Annotated in this window: 23 protein-coding genes; 22 read left to right on the top strand and 1 reads right to left on the bottom strand. The window is 66.6% G+C overall.

All coding sequences use genetic code 11. From position 1 onward, the window contains the following. Positions 1-84: 84 nt before the first annotated feature. Together IEX61_RS01340 and IEX61_RS01335 are read left to right on the top strand one after the other, a co-directional pair. Positions 85-237 carry a hypothetical protein gene (locus tag IEX61_RS01340; RefSeq protein ID WP_157057693.1) on the top strand — a complete coding sequence of 51 codons (153 nt, stop codon included), beginning with the start codon at positions 85-87 and terminating at the stop codon, positions 235-237. 152 nt (positions 238-389) lie between these two features. Next, entirely contained in the window at positions 390-1,544 is a 1,155-nt protein-coding gene (locus IEX61_RS01335) for a class I SAM-dependent methyltransferase (RefSeq protein ID WP_188816591.1), read from the top strand. Here the strand turns inward: IEX61_RS01335 and IEX61_RS01330 are convergent. Beyond that, complete coding sequence (locus IEX61_RS01330) at positions 1,541-1,825, bottom strand: DUF2626 domain-containing protein (protein WP_054672949.1); 285 nt, start codon at positions 1,823-1,825, stop codon at positions 1,541-1,543. The two genes, IEX61_RS01335 and IEX61_RS01330, sit on opposite strands and share 4 nt — an antisense overlap. A 239-nt stretch (positions 1,826-2,064) precedes the next feature. On the opposite strand from IEX61_RS01330, the gene IEX61_RS01325 reads away from it, so the two are divergent. The 20 genes from IEX61_RS01325 to murG all read left to right on the top strand — a co-directional run bounded on the left by IEX61_RS01325 (position 2,065) and on the right by murG (position 26,210). After that, on the top strand, positions 2,065-2,661 hold the full coding sequence (locus IEX61_RS01325) for an RsfA family transcriptional regulator (protein WP_054672951.1): 597 nt from the start codon (positions 2,065-2,067) through the stop codon (positions 2,659-2,661). Between the two features lie 169 nt (positions 2,662-2,830). Next, the gene (locus tag IEX61_RS01320) at positions 2,831-4,198 is read left to right on the top strand and encodes an acetyl-CoA carboxylase biotin carboxylase subunit (RefSeq protein WP_188816603.1); all 1,368 of its coding nucleotides are present in this window, start codon (positions 2,831-2,833) and stop codon (positions 4,196-4,198) included. Beyond that, positions 4,195-4,410 (top strand): acetyl-CoA carboxylase biotin carboxyl carrier protein subunit, encoded by a 216-nt coding sequence (locus IEX61_RS01315; RefSeq protein WP_054673192.1) that lies wholly within the window; start codon positions 4,195-4,197, stop codon positions 4,408-4,410. Before IEX61_RS01320 ends, IEX61_RS01315 begins: the two co-directional genes overlap by 4 nt. Before the next feature lie 4 nt (positions 4,411-4,414). After that, positions 4,415-5,317, top strand: coding sequence for a hydroxymethylglutaryl-CoA lyase (locus tag IEX61_RS01310; RefSeq protein WP_188816590.1), 903 nt, complete (start codon positions 4,415-4,417; stop codon positions 5,315-5,317). Positions 5,318-5,374: 57 nt separating this feature from the next. Next, positions 5,375-6,940, top strand: coding sequence for an acyl-CoA carboxylase subunit beta (locus IEX61_RS01305; protein ID WP_188816589.1), 1,566 nt, complete (start codon positions 5,375-5,377; stop codon positions 6,938-6,940). Between the two features lie 185 nt (positions 6,941-7,125). After that, positions 7,126-8,133 (top strand): ketopantoate reductase family protein, encoded by a 1,008-nt coding sequence (locus IEX61_RS01300; RefSeq protein WP_188816588.1) that lies wholly within the window; start codon positions 7,126-7,128, stop codon positions 8,131-8,133. A gap of 140 nt (positions 8,134-8,273) precedes the next feature. Then, positions 8,274-9,893 carry a bacillithiol biosynthesis cysteine-adding enzyme BshC gene (gene bshC, locus IEX61_RS01295; RefSeq protein WP_188816587.1) on the top strand — a complete coding sequence of 540 codons (1,620 nt, stop codon included), beginning with the start codon at positions 8,274-8,276 and terminating at the stop codon, positions 9,891-9,893. A gap of 37 nt (positions 9,894-9,930) precedes the next feature. Next, positions 9,931-11,175 carry an adenosylhomocysteinase gene (locus IEX61_RS01290; protein ID WP_054672690.1) on the top strand — a complete coding sequence of 415 codons (1,245 nt, stop codon included), beginning with the start codon at positions 9,931-9,933 and terminating at the stop codon, positions 11,173-11,175. 376 nt (positions 11,176-11,551) lie between these two features. Next, positions 11,552-12,316: a multicopper oxidase domain-containing protein gene (locus IEX61_RS01285; protein ID WP_188816586.1), complete on the top strand. Its 765-nt coding sequence runs from the start codon at positions 11,552-11,554 to the stop codon at positions 12,314-12,316. Between the two features lie 280 nt (positions 12,317-12,596). After that, on the top strand, positions 12,597-13,028 hold the full coding sequence (mraZ, locus tag IEX61_RS01280) for a division/cell wall cluster transcriptional repressor MraZ (protein WP_188816585.1): 432 nt from the start codon (positions 12,597-12,599) through the stop codon (positions 13,026-13,028). Between the two features lie 37 nt (positions 13,029-13,065). Next, positions 13,066-14,040, top strand: coding sequence for a 16S rRNA (cytosine(1402)-N(4))-methyltransferase RsmH (rsmH, locus tag IEX61_RS01275; RefSeq protein WP_188816584.1), 975 nt, complete (start codon positions 13,066-13,068; stop codon positions 14,038-14,040). Continuing rightward, positions 14,037-14,408, top strand: a complete 372-nt coding sequence (gene ftsL2, locus IEX61_RS01270) for a cell division protein FtsL (RefSeq protein ID WP_054672457.1) — start codon at positions 14,037-14,039, stop codon at positions 14,406-14,408. Before rsmH ends, ftsL2 begins: the two co-directional genes overlap by 4 nt. A 15-nt stretch (positions 14,409-14,423) precedes the next feature. Beyond that, positions 14,424-16,514, top strand: coding sequence for a PASTA domain-containing penicillin-binding protein (locus tag IEX61_RS01265; RefSeq protein ID WP_188816583.1), 2,091 nt, complete (start codon positions 14,424-14,426; stop codon positions 16,512-16,514). Between the two features lie 100 nt (positions 16,515-16,614). Continuing rightward, positions 16,615-18,579 carry a stage V sporulation protein D gene (locus IEX61_RS01260; RefSeq protein WP_188816582.1) on the top strand — a complete coding sequence of 655 codons (1,965 nt, stop codon included), beginning with the start codon at positions 16,615-16,617 and terminating at the stop codon, positions 18,577-18,579. Between the two features lie 140 nt (positions 18,580-18,719). Beyond that, on the top strand, positions 18,720-20,189 hold the full coding sequence (locus tag IEX61_RS01255; protein ID WP_188816581.1) for a UDP-N-acetylmuramoyl-L-alanyl-D-glutamate--2,6-diaminopimelate ligase: 1,470 nt from the start codon (positions 18,720-18,722) through the stop codon (positions 20,187-20,189). Continuing rightward, positions 20,183-21,550: a UDP-N-acetylmuramoyl-tripeptide--D-alanyl-D-alanine ligase gene (locus IEX61_RS01250; RefSeq protein WP_188816580.1), complete on the top strand. Its 1,368-nt coding sequence runs from the start codon at positions 20,183-20,185 to the stop codon at positions 21,548-21,550. The genes IEX61_RS01255 and IEX61_RS01250 overlap by 7 nt, the downstream gene beginning before the upstream one ends. Positions 21,551-21,562: 12 nt before the next feature. Beyond that, positions 21,563-22,528, top strand: a complete 966-nt coding sequence (gene mraY / locus IEX61_RS01245; protein ID WP_188816579.1) for a phospho-N-acetylmuramoyl-pentapeptide-transferase — start codon at positions 21,563-21,565, stop codon at positions 22,526-22,528. Continuing rightward, entirely contained in the window at positions 22,525-23,904 is a 1,380-nt protein-coding gene (gene murD / locus IEX61_RS01240; RefSeq protein WP_188816578.1) for a UDP-N-acetylmuramoyl-L-alanine--D-glutamate ligase, read from the top strand. Before mraY ends, murD begins: the two co-directional genes overlap by 4 nt. Before the next feature lie 55 nt (positions 23,905-23,959). Beyond that, on the top strand, positions 23,960-25,054 hold the full coding sequence (spoVE, locus tag IEX61_RS01235; RefSeq protein ID WP_054672890.1) for a stage V sporulation protein E: 1,095 nt from the start codon (positions 23,960-23,962) through the stop codon (positions 25,052-25,054). A 43-nt stretch (positions 25,055-25,097) separates the two neighbouring features. Then, positions 25,098-26,210, top strand: a complete 1,113-nt coding sequence (gene murG, locus IEX61_RS01230) for an undecaprenyldiphospho-muramoylpentapeptide beta-N-acetylglucosaminyltransferase (protein WP_188816577.1) — start codon at positions 25,098-25,100, stop codon at positions 26,208-26,210. The last annotated feature ends 41 nt before the right edge of the window (positions 26,211-26,251 follow it).

Here is a 26,251-nt window from a genome sequence, read left to right as displayed (position 1 = left end):
GGTATAGCGTGTCGCCCGGCCGTCCACACTGAGAAACGGATTGCCTGTGTGACCCGTACATCCTATCGCGGAGGAGGGATCGGTGTGGACGCCGGGATGACCACGACCGCCTGGGTGCTGCTCGGCGTGATGGTTTGTTTTACGGCGTCGGCCCTGCTTTTGGCCTACTGGGCGAAGCAACACGGGCATTTTGATGAGGACGTCAAGTACCGCGTGCTAGAGGACGACGAACGGTAAGGCCACAAAAAAGAAAACAACCTTCCGCGCCATGGGGAAGGTTGTTCCGGGGGAGGTCTTCTCTTGTTGGGTGGGGGATTGTGTCTCTAAGTTAATTTTAGCGGAGCTTGTCTGCTCGGTCAAGACATCTTGTCGGCGGGAGAGGAAAAAGGGTGAAGGATGTCGAATTGGCGACCCGATTGGCGGCCCGCATCCGTGAGGGCGGGCCCCTTTCCTTTGCGGCCTTTATGGAGGCGTGCCTCTACGACGCGCAGGACGGCTACTACATGCGCGCCGGAGAGAAGATCGGCCGCACCGGCGATTTTTACACCGCGCCGGCAGCCCATCCGGTGTTCGGGAAGGCCCTGGCCCACGCGCTGCGAGCGATGCGCGATGCACTGGGCGGGGCCCCGCTCATCGAAATCGGGGCCGGCACCGGGGCCCTGGCCAAGAGCGTCCTAGACGCGCTGCAGGCGGAGCATCCCGAGGCCTACGCCGACGCGCTGTACGGCATCGTAGAGCGGAGTCCTGCCCTCCGCCGCGCCCAGGCCGAGGCGCTCGCGTCCCATCGCGGGCGGGTTCGGTGGGGGGACGCGGTGGCCGACCTTGTCGGCCGCGAGGGGAAGGCCGTGCTCGTGGCCAACGAAGTGCTCGATGCCCTTCCGGTGCGCGTGCTGCGGCAGGTCGGCGGAACGGTCGAGGAGCTGCACGTGGGCTGGGACGGCGCGCGGTTTGTCGAGGTGTGGCGTCCGTGCACGGAAGCGGAGGCGCTGGCCCATTGGGAGCGGATTCGCGCGCGGCTGCGCGCGGCGGGGCGTGACGTGGCCGAGGGGCAGCGGGTCGAGGTGCATGCGTCGGCGCGCGCGGCGCTTCGCGCGTGGGGGGAAGGCGTCACGCGCGGGTACTGGCTGCTCATGGACTACGGGGGGACGACGACGGAGCGGATCACGCCCGAGCGGATGCGCGGGACGCTGCGCGCCTACTGCCGCCATGCGGTGACGGAGGAGGTCTTGGCGCGCCCCGGAGAGCAGGATCTAACCGCCGACGTCGATTTCTCCGACATCATGGAATGGGGAGCCGAGGCCGGCTGGCGCCCCGTGTGGTACGGAACGCAAGGCGCGTTTCTTCTCGCTTGCGGCATTCTGAAGCATCTCGAGGACCCCGGCACCGATCCCTTCAGCCCCGCTGCGCGGCAAAACCGCGCCATTCGCCATCTGGTGCTCGGCGGGGGCATGGGCGAGCGGTTTCGCGTCTTGCTCCTGGCCAAGGGGGACGCGCCGGACGATCTGCCGTTTCTTTCGGGCATGAAAAAAAGAGGTGTCGGTTAAACACCTCTTTCCAGTGCCGCCAGCAGGGCGGACAGGGCCTGCTCGTTCTGGCCGGGTTCCATTTCGAAAAACGCCCAGTACAGGATGCCGGTGAAGGCGAGGATCATGTACCCCCAGAAGATGAGCAGATAGGCGCGCTCCGACAGCCCCATGTAGCTGACCGTGAGAAACGCGGCCGTCTGGGCAAAGAACAGGACGGCGGGGCCCCACAGCTCACCCCAGGCGAACATGAGCCCGATCACCAGCGTCCAGAAGGCCAGCACCCGGTACATCCGTGCCATGCGCGGTCCCTCCTTTGTCGCGTTTGGCCATCCGTTGGTTCACGTTGTCCATTATAGCAAGAGGGCGAAAGGGGTGTAAACGAAAACTCCGTGACGGACTGGCCGAACCGGTTGGCCTCCTTGTATAATCTGCGCCGGCGCGGGCATAACAATACTAGAAAAACGGGAAGTTTGCGAGAAGAGACGGACAGGGGTGGTGCGAGAGGCACCGCCATAGGCGTTTCGGGAGGAGGATCTCGTTGCCTGGGACGAGACAGGATGCCTGGACGGCCGACGACGACTTGCTGCTGGCCGAGGTGACGCTTCGCCACATCCGGGAAGGCAGCACCCAATTGAAAGCCTTCGAGGAAGTGGCACAGCGCTTAGGGCGAACGCCGGCAGCCTGCGGATTTCGGTGGAACAACACGGTGCGCAAGCAGTACGAGGAAGCCATCCAGTTGGCCAAACAGCAGCGGCAACAGATCAAAAAATCGCGGTCCTCCCGTGTGCAGCGGGAGGAAGGCGACGCGGCGGATTCGATCTCGTACGATGCGGTCATTCGCTTTCTGCGCCAGCAGCGGCAGGCGATGCAGGAATGGCAGAAACGGGTCAAGCAGCTCGAAAAGGAGCTGCAGGAGAAAGAGGCGGCCCTCAACGAGCTGCGGGAAGAGAACGAACGGCTGCGCGGCGAGCTCTCCAGCATGCGCGCGGATTTTCACGCCATGAACGACGACTACAAAACGCTGATCCAGATCATGAACCGCGCGCGCAAGATGGCCCTTTTGCAGGACGGGGAAGCGGTCGAGCCCAAAGTGTTCCGCATGGACGAAAACGGCAACCTGGAGCGGATCGAATGAGCCCAACGGCGGGGCTCATTCTTTTGCGCTTCTCCCTTCAAAATTCTCGAAATTGAGGTAATCGTGTATAATGAAAGCGGAGGGCATGGTTCCGGTCGACAGGATTTTGGGGGGCGCGCGTCGAACGAAATAACGAGCGCTCAGTCAGAAAGGAGGGACCTCGGTGACGATTCGGAAGGTTCTGATCGCAAACCGCGGAGAGATCGCCCGCCGGATCCTCCGCACCTGCCGGGCGCGTGGTGTGGCCACGGTGGCGGTCTATTCGGAGGCCGACGCCGGCTGGCCCTTCGTGCGAGAGGCCGACGAGGCGGTGCTGCTCGGGCCGCCCCCGGTGGCGCAAAGTTATCTGAATCTCGAAAAAATCGTGGCCATTGCGAAGGAGACGGGGGCCGACGCGATCCATCCGGGGTATGGCTTTTTGTCGGAAAACCCGACCTTTGCCCGCCGCTGTCGGGAAGAGGGGATTGCCTTCATCGGTCCCGATCCCGATGTGATCGCCGCCATGGGCGACAAGGTGAACGCCCGCCGGACCATGCAGCGGGCGGGGGTCCCCGTCGTCCCCGGCACCGACGAGCCGCTCGCGTCGGTGGAGGCGGCGCTCGGGGCTGCGGCGGCCATCGGCTACCCGGTGATGCTGAAGGCCAGCGCCGGCGGGGGCGGCATCGGCATGCAGGTGTGCCGCACGCCGGAGGAGCTCAAGGCCGCCTACGGGACGGCGACGGCGCGGGCCAAGGCCTACTTCGGATGCGGCGACGTCTTTTTGGAGAAGTACATCGACGACCCGCGGCATATCGAGGTGCAGATTCTCGCCGACGCCCACGGGAACGTCGTCCACCTGTTCGAGCGCGACTGTTCGGTCCAGCGCCGCCATCAAAAGGTGATCGAGGAGACGCCGTCGCCCTTCCTCACCGAGGAGGCGCGGCAGGCCATCTGCGCGGCGGCGGTGGCCGCGGCAAAGGCGGTGGGCTACGTCGGCGCCGGGACCGTCGAATTTCTCGTCGACGCCGACCAGAACTTCTACTTCCTCGAGATGAACACCCGCCTGCAGGTGGAGCACCCGATCACGGAAGAGACGCTGGGGCTTGATCTCGTCGCGCTGCAGCTGGACATCGCCGAGGGCAAGCCGCTGCCCTTCACGCAGGAGGACGTGGCGGCGCGGCGCAAGGGGCACGCCATCGAGTGCCGCGTCTACGCCGAGGATCCCGTCACCTTCCTGCCGGCGCCGGGGCGGATTGTCGCCTACGAGCCGCCCAGCGGAGAGGGGGTGCGCGTCGACGACGGGGTGGAAGCCGGCCTGACGGTGACGCCGTACTACGACCCGATGATCGCCAAGCTGGTGGTCAGCGGTTCCACGCGCGAGGAAGCCTTGGCACGCGGCCGCGCGGCCCTTGCCGCCTACCGCATCGAGGGGCTCAAGCACAACATCCCGTTTCTTCAGCGCGTGCTGGAAAGCGAACCCTTTGTGCAGGGACGGTACACCACGCACCTCGTGCAGGAGCTGCAAGCACAGGAGCAGAAAGGGGCGAGACAGTCGTGAACGCGATTGCCGCGAGCATGGCCGGTATCGTCATCCGCGTCAACGTCCAGGTGGGCGACGCGGTGCAGCCGGGACAGGACGTGGTCGTCCTCGAGTCGATGAAGATGGAAATCCCCGTCCAAGCGGAGGCGGCGGGCACGGTGCGCGCCGTCAACGTGAAGGAGGGCGACTTCGTCAACGAGGGCGACGTCCTCGTGGAACTGGAAGGGTGAGACCGTGGCCGAGCGGGTGCGCATCGTCGAGGTGGGGCCGCGCGACGGGCTGCAGAACGAGGCCACCTTTGTGCCCACCGAGGACAAGGTGGCGCTGATCGAGCATCTGCAGGACGCCGGCCTTGCCTACATTGAGGTGTCGTCCTTCGTCCACCCGAAGTGGATTCCCCAGCTGGCCGACGCCGACGAGGTGTTCCGCCGCCTCTCCCGGCGGGAAGGGGTGACCTATGCCGCCCTCGTGCCCAACGCGCGCGGGCTGGAGCGGGCCCTGGCCGCCGGGGTGACGGAGATTGCCGTGTTCCTGTCGGCCAGCGAGACGCACAACCGGCAGAACATCAACAAGACGATCGATGAAACCTTCCCGGTGCTCGAGGAAGTGGTGCGGGAGGCGACGGCGGCGGGGCTGTCCGTGCGCGGCTACGTGTCGACGGCCTTCGGCTGCCCGTATGAGGGCGAGGTGCCGCTGGAGCGCGTGCTTGGCGTCACCGAACGGCTCTTGGCGATGGGCGTGCGTGAGGTGTCCATCGGCGACACGATCGGCGTGGCCACGCCGAAGCAGGTGCGGGAGCGGTTTGCCGAACTGGCGAACCGTTTCGGGGCGGAGCGCCTGGCCGGCCATTTCCACGACACGCGCGGCACGGCGCTGGCCAACGTGTGCGCGGCGCTGGAGGTGGGCATCCGCACCTTCGACAGCTCGGTGGGGGGGCTGGGCGGCTGCCCCTACGCCCCCGGCGCGTCGGGCAACGTGGCCACGGAGGAGCTCGTCTACCTCCTTCACGGGATGGGCTACGCGACCGGTGTCGACCTCGACCGCCTCGTGTCCGCGGGGCGGTTTATCCAGGAGCGGCTGGGGCGCAAGCTCCCGTCGCGCGTGCTGGCCGCCTGCACGGCCGAGCGGATGGCCTGAGAACACGCCGGTTGCGGCGATGCGGGAAGGGGAGAACGGGAAAGGAGGCTTGCTGGAATGTCCGCGCAAGAGACGAAAACGGGTACGCACAAGCTGGACGAGGTGCTGCGCGAGCGGGCCGAGCAGGTGAAAAAAGGCGGCGACCCCAAGTACCACGCCAAGCTGAAGGCGTCGCGCAAGCTGTTCGTCCGCGACCGCCTGAAGCTCCTCTTTGACGACGGGGCGTACGTGGTGGAGGACGGGCTGTTCGCCAACTTCACGGCGGGCGACCTGCCGGCCGACGGCGTGGTGACGGCGATCGGCAAGATCCACGGGCGCACGGTGTGCGTGATGGCCAACGACGCCACGGTGAAGGCCGGCTCGTGGGGCGCGCGCACGGTGGAGAAGATCCTGCGCATCCAGGAGACGGCGGAGCGCCTCAAGGTGCCGATCCTCTACCTTGTCGATTCCGCCGGGGCGCGCATCACCGACCAGGTGGAGATGTTCCCCGGGCGCCGGCACGCCGGGCGCATCTTCTACAACCAGGTGAAGCTGTCGGGAATGGTGCCGCAAATCTGTCTCCTCTTCGGCCCGTCGGCCGCCGGCGGGGCGTACATTCCCGCCTTCTGCGACGTGGTGATCATGGTCGACGGCAACGCCAGCATGTACCTCGGCTCGCCGCGCATGGCCGAGATGGTGATCGGGGAAAAGGTCACGCTGGAGGAGATGGGCGGGGCGCGCATGCACTGCTCGGTGAGCGGCTGCGGCGACATCCTGGCTGCGAGCGAAGAGGAGGCCATCGCCCTGGCCCGCCAGTACCTCGCCTACATGCCCGACAACTACAAGGGCCGCCCGCCGGCCGCCGCGCCGCGTCCGCCCAAGGCCGATGCCCGGCCCATCGCCGACATCGTGCCGGAGAACCAGAACGTGCCCTTCGACATGTACGAGCTGATCGACGCCCTCGTCGACGAGGGGTCGTTCTTCGAGATCAAGAAGCTGTTCGCCCCGGAGCTCATCACCGGCTTTGCCCGCTTGAACGGGGAGGCGGTGGGCATCGTCGCCAACCAGTCGAAGGTGAAGGGCGGCGTGCTGTTCGTCGACTCAGCCGACAAGGCGACGCGGTTTGTCCACCTGTGCGATGCCTTCAACATCCCGCTCCTCTTTCTGGCCGACGTGCCCGGCTTCATGATCGGCACCAAGGTGGAGCGGGCCGGGATCATCCGCCACGGGGCGAAGATGATCGCCGCCATCTCCGAGGCCACCGTGCCGAAGATCTCCGTCATCGTGCGCAAGGCCTATGGTGCGGGGCTCTACGCCATGGCCGGCCCGGCCTTCGAGCCCGACTGCTGCCTGGCCTTGCCCACGGCGCAGATCGCCGTCATGGGACCGGAGGCGGCCGTCAACGCCGTCTACAGCAACAAGATCCAGGCCATTGCCGACCCGAAGGAGCGGCAGGCCTTCATCCTCGAAAAGCGCAAGGAATACCAGGAGGACATCGACATCTACCGCCTGGCCTCCGACCTGATCGTCGACGCCATCGTGCCCACCGACGCCCTGCGCGACGAGCTGATCGCCCGCTTCGCCCTGTACCGGACGAAGGAGGCGCGCTTTTCCGAGCGGAAGAAGCCGGTGTATCCGGTGTGAGGGTGCAGGATGCGGGAAGCGGCGCGCCGTTTCGGAGGGAACACGTGCGCGGCCGAGGCACCCCGGACGGACGGTCCGGGGGCTTTTTTGTCGTGATGCGGAGCGGTATGGTGTTGGAGAGGGCGCTGGCGCGAGGCGCGTGCGAAGGCGTGGGCACATACGCGTACCGAGAAGGAGGTGGACCCATGACGCGCAAGGTGAAGGAGGCCGCCGCGGCCGGGCGCATCGCCGTCGTTGGCGGCGGGTCGCTGGGACTTTTGTTGGCCGGGCGCCTGGCCGCCGCGGGGGCCGACGTGCGCCTGGTGGTGCGCACCGCGGCGCAGCGCGACCGGCTGCGGGCCGAGGGCCTCTGCGTGGAGGCCGTCGACGGCACGATCCGCGCGTGCGTGCCGGCTTTTGCCGCTGCCGATCCGCCGGACGGCCCGGTGGAATGGGTGCTGCTCTGCGTCAAGCAGCGGCATGTCGCCGACGCCGCACCGGTGTGTGCCGCCTGGCTGGGCGGGACCGGGCGGCTGGTGGCCTGGCTCAACGGGCTGGGCCACGAGGAGGTGCTGGCTCGGTGGGTGGAGGAGGCGCGCCTTTATGCGGCGGTGACGACGGAGGGGGCGCTGCGGATGGACGCCGTGCGCGTGCACCACACCGGCCGGGGTGAGACGCATCTGGGGCCGATGAAACCGGGAGGCGAGGGGCCAGCCGGAGGCGCGGCGGCTCTTTCCCCCTTGGTGGCCGTCCTGCGCCGGGCCGGCTTTGCGACTTGCGCGAAGCCCGACATTCGCCCGCGCATGTGGCGAAAGCTGGCCGTCAATTGCGCGATCAACCCGCTGACGGCGCTTCTCGGCGTGCCCAACGGGGCCTTGGTTGACGCGGCGGAGCTGCATCCGGTGATGCGCGCGGTGGTCGAAGAGGTGGCGGCGGTGGCGGCGGCCGAAGGCGTCGTGCTGGGCGATGACCCCGTGGGAGCGCCGATCGCCGACCGCCTCCTCGATGAGGTTTTCGCCGTCTGCCGCAGGACGGCGGCCAACCGCTCGTCAATGCTCCAAGACCTCGAGCGCGGGCATCCGACGGAAATCGCCCATCTGAACGGCGCGGTGGCCTCCCGCGCCGCGCGCCGGGGATTGGCGGCGCCGGTGAACGCTACCCTTGCCCAACTCGTGCGGGCCAAGGAAGCGCTGGTCCATGGCCGTAAGGGGTGACGCCGACGAGGCGCCGTAAACCGTGCCGCAAACTGGCCCTCGTAACCAGGAATTCCAGATTCAACAATCGGAATTGTCCTCCCCACGGCGCCCGTGCTATACTGCGAGAGGAACGATCTGGCCAACCGGGAGGCCTGCGCATGGAGATTGTCAAAACGGCATGGCCGGCCTTGTCCCCCTTTGTGCGCGATTACGTCGACGGCCGCGCGGCGGCCCGCGCGCGCTTTGTCTATCCTCCCTTTGACGCGACGACATGGGATGCGCGCGCCGCCCGCCTGCGCTATCCGGCCGAACGGCGCGCGGCCCTTGCCGATGCCCTGGCCGCCTTCAACCGCGCCGTCGGCAACCATCCCGCCGCCTTGGCCAATGTCGAGCGCCTGCGCGATCCGGCGGCGCTGGTCGTCGTCGGCGGCCAGCAGGCGGGGCTCCTCACCGGCCCCCTGTACACAGTGTACAAGGCCCTCACGCTGATCCGCGTGGCCCGGCGGGAGGAAGCGCGCCTGGGCCGGCCGGTGGTGCCGGTGTTCTGGATCGCCGGCGAAGACCACGACGTGGCCGAACCGGGGCATGTAACGGTGCTGACCCCCGATCGGACGCTGGAGACGGTCCGCTTGTCGATCCAGCCGAAGGCGCGCGTCAGCGTGTCGCGGTGGCGGCTGCCGCCGGGGGAGCTGGAGGCCGTCGTCGAACGGGTTTTCGCCCTGCTGCCGGACACCGAGTTCAAGCCGGCATGGCGGGAGAAGCTGCTTGCCTTCGCCGCCGAATCGGACACCCTCGTGACGTTTTTCGCCCGGGTGATGGCCGAGCTGTTTGGGAAACACGGCCTCGTTTTGCTCGATTCGGGCGACGTGAACCTCGCCCCGTTGAAGGTTGACGCGTTCCGGGCGGCGGTGGAGAGAAACGACGACCTGCGCGCTGCGCTGGCCCAAAACGCGGCCTGGTTTGTGGCGCAAGGCCTGACGCCCCAGGTGGACGTGCGCGACGGCGACGCCCATCTGTTCTGGACCGGGGCGGGGGAACGGAAGAAGCTGTGGGTCAGGGACGGCGCCTTCGTCACCGATGACGGCACCCTTCACCTCACGCCGGCCGAGCTGGCGCGGCGGGTGACGGATGCGCCGGAGGAATTCTCCGCCGATGTCGTGACCCGGCCGCTGACGCAGGAGGCGCTGCTCCCGGTGCTGGCCTTTGTCGGCGGTCCGGGCGAAATCGCGTACTGGGGCCTGTACAAGGAGCTGTTCGCCTTGGCCGGGTGGGAGATGCCCCCGGTGGTGCCGCGCCTGAGCGTCACGCTGGTCGAAGGGACGCTGCAGAAGGCCCTGCGCCGCGCCGGCCTGTCCCCGCGCGAGGCGCTGGTCGATCCCGACGCGCTGGAGGCGGCGTGGCGCAAGGGGCTTGGCGTCCTCGATTTCGACGCCGCCTTTGCCGAGGCAGAGACCGCCCTCGCCGACCTGTACGCGCGGTTGGCCGAGCGGTTCGCCCCGCTGGGCCAGGCGGCGCGCGATCTTACGGAGGCGAGCCGCGCGCGGGCACAAGAGGGCCTCGCCTGGCTGCGCCGGCGCCTCGAGCGGGAATGGGAGGCGCGCCACGAGGCCTCCTTGCGCCAGCTGCGCCGCGTGCGCCTGTCGCTGTGGCCCAAGGACCGCCTCCAGGAGCGGGTGTTCAATGTCTTCGCCTACCTCGTGCGGTACGACGGGCTTGTCGATCGGCTGCTTGACGCCCTCGGCGAGCCCGACGGCCGCCACGCCATCGTGTTGTTGTAAGCGTGATACGGGAGATCCCCGAAGGAGGAGCCGATCGATGAGCATCGTTCGCGACATGGCGCTGGCCAAAGACGGCCATCGGAAAATCGCGTGGGCGGCCGCCCACATGCCGGTGCTCAGCCGCATCCGCGAGGAATTTGAACGCACCAAGCCCTTCGCCGGCCTGAACGTGGCCATTTGCCTGCACCTGGAAGCCAAAACGGCGTACCTGGCCAAGGTGATCCACGCCGGCGGGGCCAACGTGGCCATTACCGGGTCGAACCCCCTATCCACCCAGGACGACGTGGCCGCGGCGCTGGTGGAGGACGGCATCACCGTCTACGCCAAGTACAACCTGACGGCGGACGAGTACAAAGACTTTCTTATCAAGACGCTGGAGACGGAGCCGGACCTGATCATCGACGACGGCGGCGACCTGGTGGCCATCCTGCACGCCGAACGGCCGGATTTGGCCAAGAAGATCCGCGGCGGATGCGAGGAGACGACGACGGGCATCATCCGCCTGCGCGCGTTGGAGAAGGAAGGAAAGCTGCGCTTCCCCATGGTGGCCGTCAACGACGCCTACTGCAAGCACCTGTTCGACAACCGCTACGGCACCGGCCAGTCGGTGTGGGACGGCATCATGCGCACGACCAATCTCGTCGTGGCCGGCAAGACGGCGGTCGTCGTCGGCTATGGCTGGTGCGGAAAGGGCGTGGCCATGCGGGCTAAGGGCCTCGGTGCGCGCGTCATCGTCACCGAGGTGGACCCGATCAAGGCTATCGAGGCGTACATGGACGGCTTTGAGGTGATGGCCCTCGAGGAAGCCGCTCCGCTGGGGGACTTCTTCGTCACCGTCACCGGCAACGCCAGCTGCATCGACGCCCGTCACTTCCCCAAGATGAAGGACGGGGCCATTTTGGCCAACGCCGGCCACTTCGACGTGGAAATCAACAAGAACGACCTGCGCAAGCTGAGCCGGTCGGTGCGCGAGGTGCGCAAGAACATCACCGAGTACACGCTGGAGGACGGGCGCCGGCTGTACCTCCTCGCCGACGGGCGCCTCGTCAACCTGGCCGCCGGCGACGGGCATCCGGCGGAGATCATGGACATGACCTTCGCCCTGCAGGCCCTGTCGCTCCAGTACATCAACGAGCACCATGGCGAAGTGGGCCCGCGCGTGCTGGAGGTGCCCTACGCCATCGACCAGCAGGTGGCCCGCTACATGCTCGAGGCGCTGGGCATCCGCATTGACGAGCTGACCGACGCGCAAAAGCGGTACCTGGAAAGCTGGAAGGTGTAAGAGACGCCCGGGCCAATCCACACGGACGGCGGCTGCCGGTTCCTGAGCGGACCGGCAGCCTTTTTGTTGTCGGGGGATGGATTCGGGGGATTTCTCGTTGACATGCGGGCGGAAATGGGCCATACTGGTGTTGGTTATGAGAATAAGAATTATTATCAAGTGGGCGATCAAGGTTGAAAAGCGGGTGCGCAAGGGCATGGTTGTGCTGCTCCCTTGTGGGAGCCGTGGCCCTCTCGATGGCCGGGTGCGCGGTCCAAGAGACATCATCGCCGGTCAAGACCGCACCGCGAACCGAACGGGTGGTGCACCTCTACATTGGCAACCTGCAGCAGGAGCTGGCGCCCGGACTGACGTTGTACAGGTGGGGATTTGGCCTGTGGGACCCGGCGCGAAACCGTCCGGCGGGCCCCCATCCGTTCCGGGGCCGGAGATCCGCGAGCGGGAAGGCGAGCACGTCAAAGTGGTGCTGCACAACGAGCAGGCCGAGCCGCACACCATCCATTTTCACGGCGTGGACAACAGCTTCGCTGGGGACGGGACGCCGGATGTGAGCCAGAAGACGGTGGAACAAGGCGAAACCTTTACCTACGAGTTTGACGCGCCGCCGGGCACGTATTTTTACCATTGCCATGTGGAGCCCGATCGGCACCCGCAAATGGGGCTGTATGGGGCGTTCATTGTGGAGCCGAGAGAAGCGACCGCGCGGTACGACGGCGAGTTTGTGCTGATGCTGAGCGAGCGCGACCCGCGCCTGAGCGTCGCCGAAGCGCGCGAGGCCGGGCAGTACCCCGGCACGATGGCGGAGGGGGTGCAAGTGAACGGGGAGTACGACACCCTCGAGCGCTATCCGGCCTCCTTCACCATCAACGGGAAGATCGATTCGGCCATCTCGCCGCTGCGCGTCAAAAAAGGCGGCCGGTACCTCATTCGGCTGATCAACGCCGGCGACGACGTCCACAGCCTTCATTTTCACGGGCATCACGTGCAGGCCATCGCCTCCGACGGCGCGGCGTTGGCCAAAGCAGTCGCGGCGCAGCCGGATTGGCCGCGCCTGGTGCAACTGGTTGACCGCTTGCGGGCCGACGTGGAGCGGGCGCGCGATGCCATGGCCCAGCACCAGCACGAGCACCCACATAAATGAAGCGCCTCGCGTTGAAGCCACCCGCGCGGGACAGGGGCCATGCCCCGTGTGCGCGTGTAGACCTTGCACGAAGAACGGACAAGGTCTACACGCTTTTTTTTGTCGCACCTGCGCGAGGCCTTTTTCCCTTTCACCCTGTTGTCGAAATGGGTCGAGTGTTGCGTTTTCGGAACGTTTTCGTTTCCCGGCAGGAATTTGCCCGTTCGCAGAGAATTGGGTATAGCGTGGTGAAAAGTGGGGGGATGTGGGGGAGAATGGGGAGCCAAGCGGGGGATGGGCCATGTTTATGGGGGAGTTCCAGCATGCCCTCGACGACAAGGGACGGCTGACCATCCCGGCCAAGTTCCGGGAAGGGCTCGGTTCGCCCTTCGTTGTGACGCGCGGATTGGACCACTGCTTGTTTGCCTATCCCCTCAGCGAATGGAAAGCCCTCGAACAGAAGCTGAGGGCGCTCCCCTTCACCCGGGCCGACGCGCGGGCCTTCACGCGGTTCTTCTTTTCCGGTGCCGTGGAATGCGAAGTGGATCGGCAAGGGCGCATCAACCTGCCGGCCAACCTGCGCGAGTACGCCCACCTCACCAAGGAGTGCGTCGTCATCGGCGTGGGGAGCCGCGTAGAGATTTGGGACAAGGCGCGGTGGGAAGACTACATCCGCCAGCAACAGGAGACCTTTGTGGAGATCGCCGAAAAGATCGTCGATTTCGATCTGTAGCGTTCGGCGAACCCGACCCGGCAAAGAGGGATGCGACGTGTTTGTTCACGAACCGGTGCTCTTGGAAGAGGCGGTCGGCGCCTTGGCCGTTCGCCCCGATGGCGTCTACGTCGATTGCACAGTGGGCGGGGGCGGTCACAGCGCGCGCATTGCCGAGCGATTGGGGCCGGATGGGCTCCTCATCGCCCTCGACCAAGATGACGCGGCCTTGGAAGCGGCGGCGAGGCGCCTGGCGCCGTATCGCGACCGCGTGCGCCTCGTCAAACGCAACTTCCGCCACCTGGCCGCTGTGTTGGCCGAACTCGGGATCGCCCGCGTGCAGGGGGTGTTGTTCGATCTGGGCGTTTCCTCGCCCCAGTTCGACGAGGCGGAGCGGGGGTTTAGCTACCGGTTTGACGCGCCGCTCGACATGCGGATGGACCCCGAACGTCCCATCACCGCGGCCGACCTCGTCAACACCCTGACCGAGGCGGAGCTGGCCGAACTTCTTCGCCGCTACGGGGAAGAGCGCTTCGCCAAGGCCATCGCCCGCGAGATGGTGCGGGCGCGGGCCAGAAAGCCGATCGAAACAACCGGCGAGCTGGTCGAGATCGTCAAGCGCGCGATTCCCGCGCCGGCGCGGCGCACCGGACCGCACCCCGCCCGGCGCACGTTTCAAGCGCTGCGCATTGCCGTCAACGACGAACTGGATGCCCTACGGGAAGGACTCGAAGCGGCGGTGGCGCATCTCGCCACCGGCGGGCGCGTGGCGGTCATCACCTTCCATTCCCTGGAGGACCGCATCTGCAAGCAGGCGTTCCGGGAGTGGAGCCGCGGGTGCATCTGCCCACCAGGCTTGCCGGTTTGCGCGTGCGGCAGAAGACCGCTGGTGCGGGTGCTGACGAAAAAACCGATCGTGCCGAGCGAAGACGAGGTGCGGCGCAATCCGCGCGCGCGTTCGGCCAAACTGCGTGTCGCGGAACGGGTGGGCGACGCAAGCGGGCAAGTGGAAGAGAGGGGGAATCACGGATGAGCAAGCGGATCGGATACGGCAACCTGGCCGTGGCACAGCCGCAGGTCAAACCGCGCCAACAAGAGAAGCGAAGGGTGGCCGTGCGGGCGCGCACGCGGCTGTCCTTGCGCGAGAAATTGGCATATCTCGGGGCCTTGCTGGCGGTCCTGGGCACCTTGGGGTTCCTGTTGGACCGGCAAAGCCAAATTGTCGAGAACAACTACCAGATTCAAGCGCTCCAGAAGCAAATCGCGCAAACGCGGGAGGAGAACATCGCCCTGCAGCTGAAAATCGCCGAGCTCAGCTCGCCCCAGCGCGTGTACGCGGTCGCCAAAAAGTACGGCCTTGTGGCCAATGAGGGCGCGGTGCGGTGGCTGAACCGTCCGTAGGGGGGATGCGCGCGAATGGACGGCAAAGCGGCGATCAAATTGCGCGCCCTTTTGATCGGAGCAGGGATCACGCTGCTCTTTTTTTTCCTCCTCGTCCGCCTGTTCTGGCTGCAGGTGGTCGAGGCCGATTGGTTGGTGGCGCGCGCTGAGCGGATGTGGGCGGCAAAGGGCGATGTGCCTCCCGAACGCGGGGCCATCCTCGACCGGAACGGCAAGGAACTGGCCAAAAACGCAACCGCGTACACGGTGGTGGCCACCGTCAGCCCGAAAGACAAGCATCGCGTGCAAGACCCGGTGGAGGCGGCGCGCAAACTGGCGCCGGTGCTGGGCATGTCCGAGGCCCAGCTTCTCGACCTGCTCACGCGCCGGGACGCCTACCAGGTGGAGCTGCGCCCCGGTGGATGGAAGATCGACCGGGAAAAGGCCAACCAGGTGCGCAAGCTCGGCATCGAGGGTATCTCGCTGGTGGAGACGACGCGCCGCTACTATCCCAACGGCGAACTGGCCGCCCACGTGCTGGGGTACCTGTCGCTCGACGGGAAGGCGCTGGGCGGGATCGAACAGGCGTACGACAAGGCGCTCACCGGAACGCCCGGCGCGAGGACGGTGTGGCGAGACCTGAAACAGAACGTGTTGCCGAACGGTCTCAAGGATGCGCGGCCGCCCAAACCGGGCCATACCGTCGTGCTTACCCTTGACGAGCAAATCCAGTACTTTGTGGAACAGGCCCTCGACGAGGCGGAAAAACAGTTTCGCCCCAAGCGCATGACGGCGATCGTCATGGATCCCAACACGGGCGAAGTGTTGGCCATGGCCAACCGGCCAACCTTCAATCCGAACCGGTACTGGGAGGTGGGCGATTACGGCCAATTCTTGAACGGAGCCGTGTCCAGCGTCTTTGAGCCGGGATCCACCTTTAAAATCATCACGCTGGCCGCGGCGATCGAAGAGAAGCTGTTCAACCCGAGCGAGACGTATCTGTCGGGGCGCATCAGCGGCCCCTTCGGCACCGTGCGCGACCACAACCGCAGGGGGTGGGGGCGCATCACGTTTCTCGAAGGCGTTCAGAAATCGAGCAACGTCGCCTTCGTCATTCTGGGGTACCAGCGGCTGGGGAAAGATCGCCTCTACCATTACGTGATGCGCTTCGGCTTTGGCGAAAAGACGGGCATCGAGCTGCCGGGTGAAGTCCCCGGCCTGCTCAAGCGCAAGCACCAGATGTACCCCGCCGACGTGGCCAACCTGGCCTTCGGGCAAGGGGTGGGCGTAACGGCCATTCAACAGGCCGTGGCCGTTTCGGCCATCGCCAACGGCGGGAAGTTGCTCAAACCGCACATTGTCAAGGAGATTCGCGACGCCGAAACCGGGAAAGTGGTCTACCGGATGCAGCCGGAAATTCGCCGCCGCGTTGTGTCGGAGGCGACGGCCAAACAGGTGCGCGACATCCTGGAGACCGTTGTCACAGACGGGACGGGACAGCCCTATGCCCTCGACGGATGGCGCGTGGCCGGGAAGACGGGAACAGCCCAGAAGGTGGGACCAGACGGTCGCTACCTGTCCGGCAAGTACGTCTATTCCTTTATCGGCTTTGCCCCCAAGGACCATCCGCGCCTGCTTGTCTATGTGGTCGTCGACGAGCCCAATGTCGACCCGGCCCTCGGCGGCGGGGCGGTGGTGGCGCCGATCTTTAAGACCATCATGCGCAACAGCCTGTTGTACCTGAACGTGCCCCAGGACAAGCCCGGCGCGTCGGATGCCGCCGCTTTCTCTGCGCATCCGGGGCATGCGCCGCAACCGGACAGGCAGGCGCCCCGCGCGGTCGGCGCGTCCGAAGAAGCAGCCCCTGCCGACCAGGGTGGGGAGGAGGCTGTCCAAGGCGTCCGCATGCCCGACCTGCGCGGCCTGTCGCTCCGCGACGCCCTGGCCCTGTGCGTCGAACTGGGCCTGCGGGCGGAGTTTCGCGGATCCGGGTACGTGGTTCGCCAGAGCGTGCCGCCGGGCGCGCCACTGCCACCGGACATGCGCGTTCGGCTTGAACTGGCCGAATCCCCCCTGGACGGCGCGGCGCCGGATGCTGTGGGCGAGGCGGCCCCCGGCGCACGGTAACCGGTGCGAGCCGCCGGCACGTCCTCACCCTCCAGGGCCTGTTCTACCGGCTCGTCTGCGGGAATAGGGTATACCGGAGGGCACTGGGGGAGGGAGGGCCTTGCGCGTCTCGAACGTGACCGTTCGCCGGCGGCTCGTGTGGATTCTCATCGGGGGGCTGCTCTTGTACACGACGCTGCTCGCCCGCCTCGGCTACTTGCAGCTGTACCAGTCGCAATGGCTGCTGGGCAAGGCGGAAGACCTGTGGAGCCGGGACATTCCCATCGAGCCGAAGCGCGGCCGGATTTACGACCGCCACGGCCGCCTCTTGGCGCAAAACGTCAGCGCCCCGTCGGTGCTGGCCGTACCGGCGCAGATCCGCGATCCAGCGGAGACGGCCCGCAAATTGGCCGCCGTGCTCGGCATGAGCGAAGAAAAGGTGTACCGAATGATTACCAAGCGGCAGCTGATGGTGCGCATCCAGCCGGAAGGGCGGAAAATCACCCAAGAAAAGGCGGAGGCCGTGCGCGCGCTTCGGCTGCCCGGCATCATCGTCGCCGAGGACAGCCGCCGCTATTACCCGCGCGGCGCCTTTGCTGCCCACGTCCTGGGATTTGTCGGGATTGACAACCAAGGCCTCTCCGGCGTCGAGAAGGTGTACGACGAACGGCTGCGCGGCGTGCCCGGCTACATCTCGTTCTATGCCGACGCCAAAGGGGGGATCATCCCCAACGAACGGCAGCGGTATACGCCGGCAAAGGACGGGCTGGATCTCGTTCTGACCATCGACGCCACCATCCAGGCCATCCTCGAGCGCGAGCTGGAGCACGCCATGCTGACCTACCGCGCAGAAAACGTGATCGGGGTGGCCATGGACCCGAAAACGGGGGAAATTTTGGCCATGGCCAGCATGCCGGAGTTTGATCCCGGCCGGTTTGCGCAATACCCGGTCGAGGTCTACAACCGCAACCTGCCGATTTGGCGGCAGTACGAGCCCGGATCGACGTTCAAGATCATCACCCTCGCCGCGGCGCTGGAAGAGGGCGTGGTGCGCCTCGACGAGGGGTTCCACGATCCCGGGTACGCGATGGTGGCCGGTGTGCGCCTGCGCTGCTGGCGGCGCGGCGGCCACGGGCACCAGACGTTTTGGGAAGTGGTGCAAAATTCGTGCAACCCCGGATTTGTGGAACTGGGCGAGCGATTGGGAAAGGAGCGGCTGTACCGCTACATTCGGGCCTTTGGTTTTGGCGAGCGCACCGGCATCGACCTTGTCGGCGAACAGCGCGGACAGCTCTTTTCCCTGGAACGGATGGGCCCGGTGGAGCTGGCCACCACCGCCTTCGGGCAGGGGGTGTCGGTCACGCCGATCCAGCAGGTGGCGGCCGTATCGGCGGCCATCAACGGCGGGAAATGGATGCGGCCGCACGTCGCCAAAGCGTGGCGCGATCCGGAAACCGGCCGGGTGGTGGAAGAGGTCAAACCGGAAGCGGTGCGGCAGGTGATCTCCCCCGAGACCTCGAAAAAGGTGCGCGAGGCGCTGGAGAGGGTTGTGGCTTTTGGCACGGGGCGCAACGCCTACATCGACGGCTACCGCGTCGGGGGCAAGACGGGGACGGCCCAAAAGCCGGCGCCCGGCGGCGGCTACCTGCAAAACGAGCACATCGTCTCCTTCATCGGGTTTGCGCCGGCGGACGACCCGCAAATCGTCGTGTACGTGGCCGTGGACAACCCGCAGGGCATTCAGTTCGGCGGGGTGGTGGCCGCGCCCATCGTGCGGAACATTCTCGATGAAGCGCTGCGCTACCTGGAGGTCCCGCCGCGCAAGGAACAGCTCGAACGGACGTATCTCTACGGCGAAGAAAAGTGGGTCACGGTTCCCAACTTTGTCGGCCAGACCGTCGACGAACTCCGCCGCAGCTACGACACCTTCCAACTGGATGTGGAGGGGAGCGGCACCACCGTCCTGTACCAGTCGCCCCGGCCCGGGGTCAAGGTGAAACCCGGCGCGGTGATTCGGCTGTATCTGGGGCCCGGGGGAAGCGCATCGCAACCGAAAACGGATGACAATCCGCCGGCGGTCCATTAAAATGATAGCGTGTGTTGATCGCGTGTGCGCGGCGCATCCCGGACCGTTGAACGTTGTGCGTCAAACGCGGCCCGATGCGCCCGCCAACGACTGGAATCGGGCGACATTCGTCTATACTGAGGTTGAAGAAGGTGCCGCCGATGAAGTTGAGCCAGCTGTTTGGGCCGTATCGCGCCGCCCGACGGGTTGGCGAGGACGTTGCCGTCACCGGCATTCAAACCGATTCTCGCCAGGTTCGTCCGGGCGATCTGTTTGTGTGCATCCCCGGCTTTCGGGTGGATGGGCACGAATTTGCTCGCGAGGCGGTGGCGAATGGAGCCGTCGCGCTGGTGGTGGAGCGGGAGGTTCCCGTCGATGTGCCCAAGGTTTTCGTTCGCGACGCCCGGCGGGCGCTGGCCTTTGCTGCGGACCGCTTTTTCGGCCATCCGACGCAAGAGCTGAAGCTGATGGGCGTGACCGGAACAAACGGCAAGACGACGACCACCCATCTGCTCGCGCGCATCCTGGAGGAGGCGGGGCATCGCTGTGGCTTGATCGGCACGATGGCGATCCGGTACGCGGGGCGTGAGGAGCCCGCTGTCAACACGACGCCCGATGCCCTGGTCTTGCAGCGCACGTTTCGCGCCATGGTTGACGCCGGCGTCGACTACGCCGTGATGGAGGTGTCGTCCCATGCCCTGGCCCTGGGACGCGTGCGCGGATGCCGGTTCCGCACGGCCGTGTTCACCAATTTGACGCAAGACCATCTCGATTTTCATCAGTCGATGGAGGCCTACAAGCAGGCCAAGGGACTCTTGTTTGCCCAGCTGGCCGGCGATTACCGCGACGGATGCGAAACCTTTGCCGTGCTCAACGCCGACGACCCTGTTTCGGCGGAGTATGCCGCGCTGACGGCGGCCCAGGTGCTCACCTACGGAACGGGCGACGCCTGTGACGTGCGCGCCCGCGATGTGCGCGTGACGCCGGCTGGCGCGTCGTTCCATGTGGAAAGCTTTGCCGGGTCCGCGGACGTGGCGCTGCCCTTGGTCGGCCACTTCAACGTGTACAACGCCTTGGCCGCCATAACCGCCGCGCTGGCGGAAGGCATCCCGCTCGAGGCGGCCGTGCGGGCCCTTGCCGACGTGACGGTGCGCGGGCGGTTTGAGAAGGTGGACGAGGGCCAGCCCTTCACCGTCATCGTCGACTATGCCCACACGCCCGACGGCTTGGAGAACGTGCTCAAGGCGGCGCGCGCCCTCACGTCGGGGCGCGTTATCGTGGTGGTCGGCTGCGGCGGCGACCGCGACCGCACCAAGCGCCCGATCATGGCGCGCATCGCCGTGCAGCACGCCGACCTCGCCGTCTTCACCTCCGACAATCCGCGCTCCGAGGATCCCGAGCGCATCCTCGACGAGATGGAGGCCGGCGTGCCGGACGAAGGACGCGCGCGCACGGTACGCCTGGTGGATCGGCGCGAGGCCATTCGGTATGCCATCGGTGCCGCTCAGCCGGGCGATGTCGTCCTCATTGCCGGGAAAGGGCACGAGACGGTGCAAATCATCGGCGACCGCGCCCTGCCCTTTGATGACGCGGAGGTGGCGCGGGACGCCCTAAGGGGTCGAGGATGGTGAAGCGGCGCCTGCGCGAATTGCTTCCCATGGTCGGCGGCGCGTGGACGGGGACGCCGGCGGAGCTGGACCGGTGGGCGAGCGGCGTTTCCACCGACACGCGCACGCTCATGCCCGGCGCGCTGTTTGTGCCCCTCGTGGGGGCGCGGTTTGACGGCCATCGCTTTGTTCCGGAGGCCCTCAAGCGGGGGGCATCCGCCACCCTGTGGCAGCGCGATCGGGGGATCCCGCCGGGGCCTGCCATCGTTGTCGAAGACACGCTGGCTGCCCTGCAGCGCCTGGCCCATGCGTATCGGCGCGAATTGGGCGCGCGCGTTGTGGGCGTGACGGGCTCAAACGGCAAGACGACGACGAAGGATTTGATTGCCGCCGTTTTGGCCCAGCGGTACCGCGTGCACAAGACCGAGGGCAACCTCAACAACCACATCGGCCTGCCGCTCACCCTCTTGTCGGCGCCGGCGGACGCCGAGGTGGTGGTGTGCGAGATGGGCATGAGCGGCCGCGGGGAGATCGCGCGCCTGTCGCGGATCGCCGAACCGCACCTCGCCGTCATCACCACCATCGGCGAGGCGCACCTGGCCCAGCTCGGTTCGCGCGAGGCGATCGCCGAGGCGAAGCTGGAGATCGTCACCGGGCTGGATCCGGAGGGCACGCTCTTTGTCGACGGCGACGAGCCCCTTCTGGACCGTGCCGAGGAGCGCTTTGCGGGAACGGTCGTCCGGTGCGGCTTCGGGCACCGGTGCCAGTGGCGGGCCGAGGACGTGGCGTTCCAAGGCCTGGACGGGATGACGTTTCGCGTCGGAAACGAGCGGTATGCCGTGCCGATTCCCGGCCGCCACAACGTGAAAAACGCCCTGTACGCCGTGGCCGTCGGCCGGACGCTGGGCCTTACCCCGGAGGAGATTCGCCGGGGGCTTTCCGGCGCCGCCATCACCGGCATGCGGACGGAGCGCGTGCGGGGGATCGGCGGCGTGACGGTGCTCAACGACGCCTACAACGCCAGCCCCACGTCGATGCGCGCCAGCCTCGAGCTGCTCGCCGCCCTTCCCTTTGCCCGGCGTGTGGCCGTGCTCGGCGACATGCTGGAGCTGGGCCCGGAGGAGGAAGCGCTCCACCGCGATGTGGGTCGGGCCCTCGATCCGACGCGCGTGCATTGGCTGGTGACGGTGGGCCCGCGGGCGCGGTGGATTGCTGAGGGGGCGAAGGAAGCAGGGTTCCCCGCCGCGCGCATCCGGTGCACCGAGACGCCGGACGAGGCGGCAGGCGTCGTGCTGCCCCTGGCCGACAGGGACACGGTGATCCTGGTCAAGGCGTCGCGCGGCATGGCGCTGGAGGAGCTCGTTCGGCGCCTTACCGCCGAGTGAGGGGGGCAAGAGATGGACGCACGCATCCTGCTGCTTTCCTTGATCGCCGCCTTTCTTATTGCCGTACTGCTCGGGCCCCTGTTCATTCCCCTCCTACGCCGCCTCAAATTCGGACAGAGCATTCGCGAGGAAGGACCGCAGGGCCACCGCAAGAAGGCGGGCACGCCGACGATGGGCGGGACGATCATCTTGCTCGCCCTGACGCTGTCGGTGTGGAAGTTCGCCAACCCCACGTGGGAGCTGAAGATGGTCCTCCTGGTTTGCTTGGGGTTTGGCGCCGTCGGCTTTGTGGACGACTTTATCAAAGTGGTCATGAAGCGCAATCTGGGGCTGACGGCCAAGCAGAAGCTGTTCGGTCAGCTCCTGGTGGCCTTTGTCTTTTTCCTCATGCTGCAAAAAGCCGGCTATTCCTCAACGGTGTACGTCCCGGGCACCGATTGGGGCATCGATCTGGGTTGGGGCTACCTGCCCTTTCTGCTGTTTCTGGCTGTGGGGACGGCCAACGCGGTCAACCTCACCGACGGCCTTGACGGGCTATTGGCCGGTTCCAGCGCCGTCGCCTTTGGCGCCTATGCGGTGATCGCCTCGGCCTACAGCATGGCCGACGTGGCCGTTTTTTGCGCGGCCACCGTCGGGGCGGTGCTGGGGTTTCTCGTGTTTAACGCCCATCCGGCCAAGGTGTTCATGGGGGACACCGGTTCGCTCGCCCTCGGCGGCGCGCTGGCCGCCGTGGCCGTGCTGACGAAGACGGAGCTCCTTCTCGCACTGATCGGCGGCTTGTTCGTCATCGAGGCCCTGTCGGTGATCATCCAGGTGATCTCCTTCAAGGCGCGCGGCAAGCGCGTGTTCCGCATGAGCCCGATTCACCATCATTTTGAGCTCGGCGGATGGTCGGAGTGGCGCGTGGTGGTGACCTTCTGGCTGGTGTCCGTTCTCTTTGCGGGGGCCGGGCTGTACCTTGAGGTGTTTGCCGGATGAAACGCGTCGATTGCCTTGTTGGCGCGCGCGTTCTCGTTCTCGGGCTGGGGGAGAGCGGCTATTCCGCCGCCGTTTTGCTTCGCCGGTTGGGCGCGCATGTGGTCGTCAACGACCAAAAGCCGCGGGATGCCGTGCCGCTGGAAAAAGTGGCCGATCTTGAACGGCGTGGCATCTCCGTGGTGTTGGGCTCCCATCCCGACGACATTGTGCATGCCGGAGTGGACTGGGTGGTGAAAAACCCGGGCATCCCCTACACGGCGCCCCCGGTCAAGCAGGCGCTGGCGCTGGGGATTCCCGTGATCACGGAAATCGAGCTGGCGTATTGGGTGAGCGAAGCGCCGATCATCGGCATCACCGGGTCCAACGGGAAGACGACGACCACCACGCTGGTCGGCCACATCCTGCGCGTCGAGGGCCGTGACGTCATTGTCGCCGGAAACATCGGGCGGGCGCTGTGCGCGGCGGCGGTGGAGACGCGGCCAAACCAGCTGCTGGTTGCCGAGCTGTCCAGCTTCCAGCTGCTCGGCACTCGCACTTTCCGCCCGTGGATTGGCGCGGTGTTGAACGTGTATCCCGCCCACCTCGACTACCACGGCACCTTTGCCGACTATCAGCGCGCCAAGGGCCGGCTGTTTGCCAACCAGACGCATGCCGACCACGCCGTGGTGAACGCCGACTGTCCGGCGAGCGCCGAGTTGGCGGACGGCGTTCGCGCGACGGTGTGGGCCTTTAGCCGCCGGGTTCCGGTGGACCGCGGCGTCTTTTTGCGCGGCGACGCGGCGGTCTTCCGCGGGGACGGTCCGGAAGAGGTCCTGTTCCGCATCGGCGACATCGCGCTGCCCGGCGCGCACAACGTGGAAAACGTGCTTGCCGCCGCCCTCATCGCCCGCCTGGCCGGCGCCTCGCCGGCGGCGATCCGGGAGGCGGTGCGCGCGTTCCGGGGCGTCGAGCATCGCCTGGAGTTCGTGCGCGAACTCGGCGGCGTGCGCTTTTACAACGACTCGAAGGCCACCAACCCCGAGGCGACGAAGCGCGCCTTGGACGCCTTCGAAGCGCCGATCGTGTGGATCGCCGGGGGCCTTGACCGCGGCCTCTCCTTCGACAGCCTCATACCGTCGCTCAAGGCGCGCGTGAAGGCCGTGGTGGCGTACGGGCAGACGGCCGAGCAGATTTTGGAGACGGCCCGCCGCGCCGGCGTTGACCACCGCATCCGGGTCGAGACCGTGGAGGAAGCGGTTCCGACGGCCTACGCCTTCGCCGCGCCGGGCGATGTGGTGCTCCTGTCGCCGGCCTGTGCCAGCTGGGACCAGTTTGCCTCGTACGAGGAACGCGGGCGCATGTTTAAAGCGGCGGTGCATAGGCTGATACGGGGATAGCCTGTACCCTCAGGCCGCGTTCCCGACGAGACGGAGCGGAGAAGGAGGCGGCGGGATGAAGACGCGCACCGCACCGGACTGGCTGATTCTGCTCCCCACCCTGGGCCTCTTGGCCATCGGCGTGATCATGGTGTACAGCGCCAGCGCGGTGCTCGCCCACCATGCGTACGGCGACAACCTGTATTACCTGAAGCGCCAGCTCTTCTTCGCCCTGCTCGGCGTGCTGGCCCTGTTCGTGACGATGAACATCGACTACTGGACGTGGCGGCGGTTCGCCACGGCTGGCCTGCTGGTCTGCTTTTTGCTCCTTCTCGTCGTGCTCATCCCGGGGATCGGCCTGGTCCGCGGTGGGGCGCGGAGCTGGATCGGCGTTGGGGCCTTCTCGGTGCAGCCGTCGGAGTTTACCAAGCTGGCGATGATTCTCTTTTTGGCCCGGTATCTGACGGAACGGCAAAAGCGCATCCTCTCGTTCTGGCGCGGACTTTTCCCGCCCCTTCTCCTCGTCGGTGCGGCCTTTGGGCTGATCTTGTTGCAGCCGGACCTGGGGACGGGGACGGTTCTGGTCGGCACCTGCGTCGTCATGCTGTTTGCCGCCGGGGCGCGCCTGGCGCATCTGGTCGGGTTGGCGCTGGTGGGCATCGCCGGATTTGCCGCCCTCGTCCTCGCCGCGCCGTACCGGATCAAGCGGATTACCGCCTTTCTCGATCCGTGGCAGGACCCGCTCGGTTCGGGATACCATTTGATTCAATCCCTATATGCCATCGGCCCGGGGGGCCTCTTTGGCCTTGGCCTCGGGGCGAGCCGGCAGAAATTCTACTACCTGCCGGAACCGCAGACGGACTTTATCTTCGCCATTTTGGCCGAAGAATTGGGCTTTCTCGGTGGCGCCCTCGTGCTGCTGCTCTTTATGCTGCTCCTGTGGCGGGGGATGCGCACGGCGATCACGGCGCCCGACTTGTTCGGCAGCCTGGTGGCCACCGGCATTGTGGCCATGATCGCCATTCAGGTGGTCATCAACGTTGGCGTCGTCACCGGCATGTTCCCGGTCACGGGCATCACGTTGCCGTTTCTCAGTTATGGGGGATCGTCGCTAACCCTCGTGCTGACCGCCGTTGGAGTGCTGCTCAACATCTCGCGGTACGCCCGGTGAGCGGAGGGGGGCGGCGCGCCCCGGCGATAGCGGGGTGACATGCGTGCGGTTGGTGGTGACCGGAGGCGGGACGGGCGGGCACATCTTTCCCGCGTTGGCCTTTGCCCGCGAAGCGCAGCGCCGCGTTCCGGGAACCGAGGTGTTGTATATCGGTTCGGCCCGCGGATTGGAAACCGGTATCGTCGAGAAGGCTGGTTTTCCCTTCTTCGCCATCGAGATCAGCGGCTTTCGCCGACAGCTTTCCTGGGAAAACGTCAAAACGGTGTGGCGCTTTCTGAAGGGAGTCCACGCGGCAAAGCGGACCCTTCGCGCGTTTTCGCCGGACGTGGTGCTGGGCACGGGCGGGTATGTGGCCGGGCCGGTCGTCTTCGCTGCCAGTCGGCTCGGCATTCCCACGGTGATCCACGAGCAAAACGTCGTGCCGGGGCTGACAAACCGCTTTTTGGCGCGCTTCGCCGATCTGGTGGCCGTTTCCTTTCCGGGAACGGAGGCGGCCTTTCCCCGCGCGCGGCGTGTTGTGGTGACGGGCAATCCGCGGGCGACGGAAGTGGCCAGCGCCGACGGGGAAAAAGGCCGTCGCCTGCTTGGCGTGCCGGCGGACAAGCGGCTCATCCTCGTCGTGGGCGGCAGCCGCGGGGCGCGGCCGATCAACGAGGCCATGCTCGGGGCGCTGGACCGCTTGGGCCGCCGCGGCGACCTGCACGTCGTCTACGTGACCGGCGAAGTGCACTACAAAACGGTGCGGGCGGCCGCCGGCGATCGGGTTCCGCCGAACGTGACGCTCCTGCCCTTCCTGTACGACATGCCCGACGTGCTGGCCGGGGCGGACCTGTTCGTGGGGCGGGCCGGGGCCACGACCTTGGCCGAGATCACGGCCCTCGGCGTGCCGAGCGTGCTGATCCCGTCACCCTACGTGACGAACAACCACCAGGAGAAAAACGCCCGCCGCTTGGAAGCGGAAGGGGCGGCCGTCGTGCTGCGGGAGGCGGAGCTCACCCCCGAGCGGCTGGCGGAGACGGTGCTCGCCCTGTGCGCAAACCCCGAGCGCCTTTTGGCCATGCGCGCGGCCGCCCGGCGGCTCGGCATTCCCGACGCGGCGGCGCGGCTGTGGACGGCCGTCGAGGCCCTGCTGGCCGAGCGCGGCCGGAAGCGCTAAGGGGACGGAATAGGTCGGTGCCACATACGATGATTCCACAC

Origin of the sequence: Calditerricola satsumensis, from assembly GCF_014646935.1 — a bacterium.
Classification (GTDB): Bacteria; Bacillota; Bacilli; order Calditerricolales; family Calditerricolaceae; genus Calditerricola; species Calditerricola satsumensis.
Note: the sequence above shows the minus strand (reverse complement) of the source record. Positions and strands in the feature narration are given on the sequence as shown.

Bases quoted from the DNA above. Each gene is read 5' to 3' on its own strand.
- murD (WP_188816578.1), top strand. From the start codon at position 22,525: ATGAAACGCGTCGATTGCCTTGTTGGCGCGCGCGTTCTCGTTCTCGGG.
- IEX61_RS01250 (WP_188816580.1), top strand. From the start codon at position 20,183: ATGGTGAAGCGGCGCCTGCGCGAATTGCTTCCCATGGTCGGCGGCGCG.
- mraZ (WP_188816585.1), top strand. From the start codon at position 12,597: ATGTTTATGGGGGAGTTCCAGCATGCCCTCGACGACAAGGGACGGCTG.
- ftsL2 (WP_054672457.1), top strand. From the start codon at position 14,037: ATGAGCAAGCGGATCGGATACGGCAACCTGGCCGTGGCACAGCCGCAG.
- IEX61_RS01255 (WP_188816581.1), top strand. From the start codon at position 18,720: ATGAAGTTGAGCCAGCTGTTTGGGCCGTATCGCGCCGCCCGACGGGTT.
- IEX61_RS01290 (WP_054672690.1), top strand. From the start codon at position 9,931: ATGAGCATCGTTCGCGACATGGCGCTGGCCAAAGACGGCCATCGGAAA.
- IEX61_RS01305 (WP_188816589.1), top strand. From the start codon at position 5,375: ATGTCCGCGCAAGAGACGAAAACGGGTACGCACAAGCTGGACGAGGTG.
- mraY (WP_188816579.1), top strand. From the start codon at position 21,563: ATGGACGCACGCATCCTGCTGCTTTCCTTGATCGCCGCCTTTCTTATT.
- spoVE (WP_054672890.1), top strand. From the start codon at position 23,960: ATGAAGACGCGCACCGCACCGGACTGGCTGATTCTGCTCCCCACCCTG.
- IEX61_RS01265 (WP_188816583.1), top strand. From the start codon at position 14,424: ATGGACGGCAAAGCGGCGATCAAATTGCGCGCCCTTTTGATCGGAGCA.
- bshC (WP_188816587.1), top strand. From the start codon at position 8,274: ATGGAGATTGTCAAAACGGCATGGCCGGCCTTGTCCCCCTTTGTGCGC.
- IEX61_RS01330 (WP_054672949.1), bottom strand. From the start codon at position 1,825: ATGGCACGGATGTACCGGGTGCTGGCCTTCTGGACGCTGGTGATCGGG.
- IEX61_RS01300 (WP_188816588.1), top strand. From the start codon at position 7,126: ATGACGCGCAAGGTGAAGGAGGCCGCCGCGGCCGGGCGCATCGCCGTC.